We start from the raw sequence: 3,348 nt of genomic DNA on the forward strand, positions 1-3,348 counted from the left end.
AGTAATAGACGATCTGGGCCATGATGCGGGCCCAGTTGATCGAATTGACGCCCGATAGCGACACCCGGTCGCGAAAGCTGTGGTCGTTGAACATGTCCTTCACCAGGCCCTGGCAATCGTCGAAATTGCCTTCGACCGACAGTGCGTGGACATTGGCGGCCTTGGAGGTCGTCATCTGTCGCTGCTGCACCGGCGACACCTTGCCGTGCGGGAAGAGGATGAAGATGTCGGTGCGGTCGCGGCCGGCGAAGGCGTCGATGGCCGCGCCGCCGGTGTCGCCCGATGTGGCGCCGACGATGGTGGCGCGCTGGCCGCGCTCGGCGAGCACATGGTCCATCAAGCGTGCGAGCAACTGCATCGCGACGTCCTTGAAGGCCAGCGTCGGGCCGTGGAAGAGCTCGAGGATGAAGGTGTTCTTATCTGTCTGCACCAGCGGACAGACCGCTTCGTGCCGGAAGGTAGCGTAGGCTTCGCGCACCAGCCGTTCGAAGACGGGCGCGGCGATCTCGCCGCCGAGGAATGGCGTCAGCACGCGGATCGCAAGGTCGGGGTAGGCGAGACCGCGCATGGCACGGATGTCTGCGGCGGAAAACTGAGGCCATTCGCGTGGAACGTAAAGCCCGCCGTCGCGCGCCAGCCCGGCCAGCACCGCGTCGGAAAATCCAAGCACGGGAGCATCCCCGCGGGTACTCACATATTGCATCGTAAAAGACCCATTGCTGCCGTTCGCGTCATCCACGGCAATTGGTTAATTTTCCGAGCCGGCTCAGTCGCATTTTCGCCGCGCGGTTGCTATACGTCACCAGCTTTGTGAGAGGGAAGTGCAGTTTATGGCGTTTCATTCGGTCAACCGTCGTCTTGTCGCGGGTCTGGCGCTTGCCGGCTTTATGCTTGCCGTCGCCGGCTGCCAATCGAGCGACAACAACGGCATCCTGAACTTCGGCCTCACCAAGAAAGACCCGACCGCGCCGCCACCGCCGCAGGACCCCAAGGTACTCGCCAGCCAGTTGCGCGCCTATTGCCCGAAGGTGACGCTGCGCGACGGCGGCGCCTACTTCAGCACCTATGCCAAGGGCTCCGTGGCGAAGCCGAAGAAAAAGAAGGGCGATGCCGCGGCCCAGGCCGATGCGGCGGCAGCCGCTGCGCAGCCGCAGCTCGGACCCAACGGCCAGCCGCTTGATCCCGATCATGATCCGTCCAAGGTCATATACCAGGCCTCGATTTCCGACATGACGCGCGATTGCACGCACGCCAACGGCCAGCTGTCGATGAAGATCGCGGTCGCCGGCAGGGTCGTGCCGGGGCCGATGTTCGCGCCCGGCACCATCACCATGCCGATCCGCATCGCGGTCCAGCACGGCAACGACGTGCTTTACTCCCAGGTGCACCAGTACCAGGTGCAGGTCACCGATCCGTCGGCCGCCACGCAGTTCGTCTTCACCGACGCCAATATCGTCGTGCCGGAGCCGACCGCGCAGGACTACCAAGCCTATGCCGGCTATGACGATTCGAAGCCGGTGGCGACGAAGGGCAAGTCGAAGGGTAAGAAAAAGAAGCACGTCGCCGCGGCGAACTGACCGAAATCGGCGGCTCCGACGCAATTCCAGGAAAAGTGTGAAACGGTTTCCGTCCGGAATTGCGTCAAAACAAGGAGATAGAGCGGTTCATCGTTTCCATGAGAAGGTGAAGCGCTTTCAGGCGTCTTCCGACCACTCCGACAACGCTGCAATCGTGCCGCCGAGCTCCGCCCAGCGGCGGATGACCGTTTCGGCGCCGGCTTCGGTCAGCGCGTCGGCATGGCCAGGATAGCTATGGCTGGCGCCGGTGAAGCCGATGACGCGCATGCCTGCCGCCCTGGCGCCGGCTATGCCATGCACGGAATCCTCGATGACGAAGGTGTTCCTCGGATTCGCGCCGAGCTTCTCGGCGGCATAGAGGAACACGTCCGGCGCCGGCTTGGTCTTCTTGCTGGGGATATCGAGGCCGGAGAAGATGCGGCCGGCGAAGAACGGCAGCAGCCCCACCTTTTCCAGCATGAACTCGACCCGCTCGGTGCTCGAATTGGAGCAGACGGCGCGCGGCACGGCGATCGCGGCCACCGCCTCGCGGGCGCCGTCGATGATGCGGACGTCGCTGCGCAGCTTGCGGTCGACCAGTTGTTCGGCGCGGTCGATCAGCGAGGCCTGGAATGGGATCTGCGACTTCTCCTCGACCCGCATCAGGATGTCCTTGAAGGTCAGCCCCGCATAGGTCTCGGCGAGCTCCTCCGCCGAGATTTCGAATCCCGCCGAAGTCAGCAGTTCGGCCTCGACACGGGCGGCGATGATTTCCGAATCGACGAGCACGCCGTCGCAATCGAAGATAACAAGGTCTGGCTGGGGCATGGCAGTCCTGAACGTGGAGGGAAAAGGGCCTGAGGCCTCAAGCGGCGCGGCATACACCAATGGGCCGGTCTTCGCAAACCACCTGGCGGACGCGATTGGCTTTCACCGAATGTTTACGCTGATCGGTAACCATAACGGCCAGTTAAACCGTAACGCGTTCCTTTGGGTGTTTTGATGTCTGCCGTGCGTCTTCTCGACGAGCTTTCCCATGCTCCCCAGCAGTCTGAATGGCTGGACACGATCCTCAAGGGCGACTGCGTCGCGGCGCTGGACAGGCTGCCGGAGAAGTCGATCGACGTCATCTTCGCCGACCCGCCCTATAATCTGCAGCTCGACGGCGACCTGCACCGTCCGGACCAGTCCAAGGTCGACGCCGTCGACGACGAGTGGGACCAGTTCGAGAGCTTCGAGGCCTATGACGCCTTCACCCGCGCCTGGCTGCTCGCGGCGCGCCGGGTGCTGAAGCCCAGCGGCACCATCTGGGTCATCGGCTCCTACCACAACATCTTCCGCGTCGGCGCCAGGATGCAGGACCTCGGCTTCTGGATCCTCAACGACGTCGTCTGGCGCAAGACCAACCCGATGCCGAATTTCCGCGGCCGCCGCTTCCAGAACGCGCACGAAACGATGATCTGGGCCTCGCGCGACCAGAAGGCCAAGGGCTACACGTTCAACTACGAAGCGCTGAAGGCCTCGAACGACGACCTGCAGATGCGTTCCGACTGGCTGTTCCCGATCTGCACCGGCGGCGAACGCCTGAAGGACGAGAACGGCAACAAGCTGCATCCGACGCAGAAGCCGGAAGCGCTGCTTGCCCGCATCATGATGGCTTCCACCAAGCCGGGCGACGTCGTGCTCGATCCCTTCTTCGGCTCCGGCACCACCGGCGCCGTCGCCAAGCGCCTTGGCCGCCACTTCGTCGGCATCGAGCGCGAGCAGGCCTATATCGACGCCGCCAATGAGC

Annotated in this window: 3 protein-coding genes and 1 pseudogene; 2 read left to right on the top strand and 2 right to left on the bottom strand. The window is 63.6% G+C overall.

What is annotated here, in order from left to right:
- Positions 1-703 (bottom strand): annotated as a pseudogene (locus Q0L57_RS08900) (threonine synthase); the annotation flags it as partial.
- Between the two features lie 127 nt (positions 704-830).
- Here Q0L57_RS08900 and Q0L57_RS08905 point away from each other — a divergent pair.
- The gene (locus tag Q0L57_RS08905; RefSeq protein ID WP_296741283.1) at positions 831-1,577 is read left to right on the top strand and encodes a hypothetical protein; all 747 of its coding nucleotides are present in this window, start codon (positions 831-833) and stop codon (positions 1,575-1,577) included.
- 117 nt (positions 1,578-1,694) lie between these two features.
- Here Q0L57_RS08905 and Q0L57_RS08910 read toward each other — a convergent pair whose 3' ends face one another.
- Complete coding sequence (locus tag Q0L57_RS08910; protein ID WP_296741285.1) at positions 1,695-2,384, bottom strand: HAD family hydrolase; 690 nt, start codon at positions 2,382-2,384, stop codon at positions 1,695-1,697.
- Positions 2,385-2,558: 174 nt separating this feature from the next.
- On the opposite strand from Q0L57_RS08910, the gene Q0L57_RS08915 reads away from it, so the two are divergent.
- Positions 2,559-3,348, top strand: a 790-nt coding sequence (locus Q0L57_RS08915) for a site-specific DNA-methyltransferase (protein ID WP_296741287.1), incomplete at its 3' end; no start/stop codon positions are given.

It is taken from the genome of Mesorhizobium sp., assembly GCF_024509055.1.
In the GTDB taxonomy this organism is placed as follows: domain Bacteria; phylum Pseudomonadota; class Alphaproteobacteria; order Rhizobiales; family Rhizobiaceae; genus Mesorhizobium.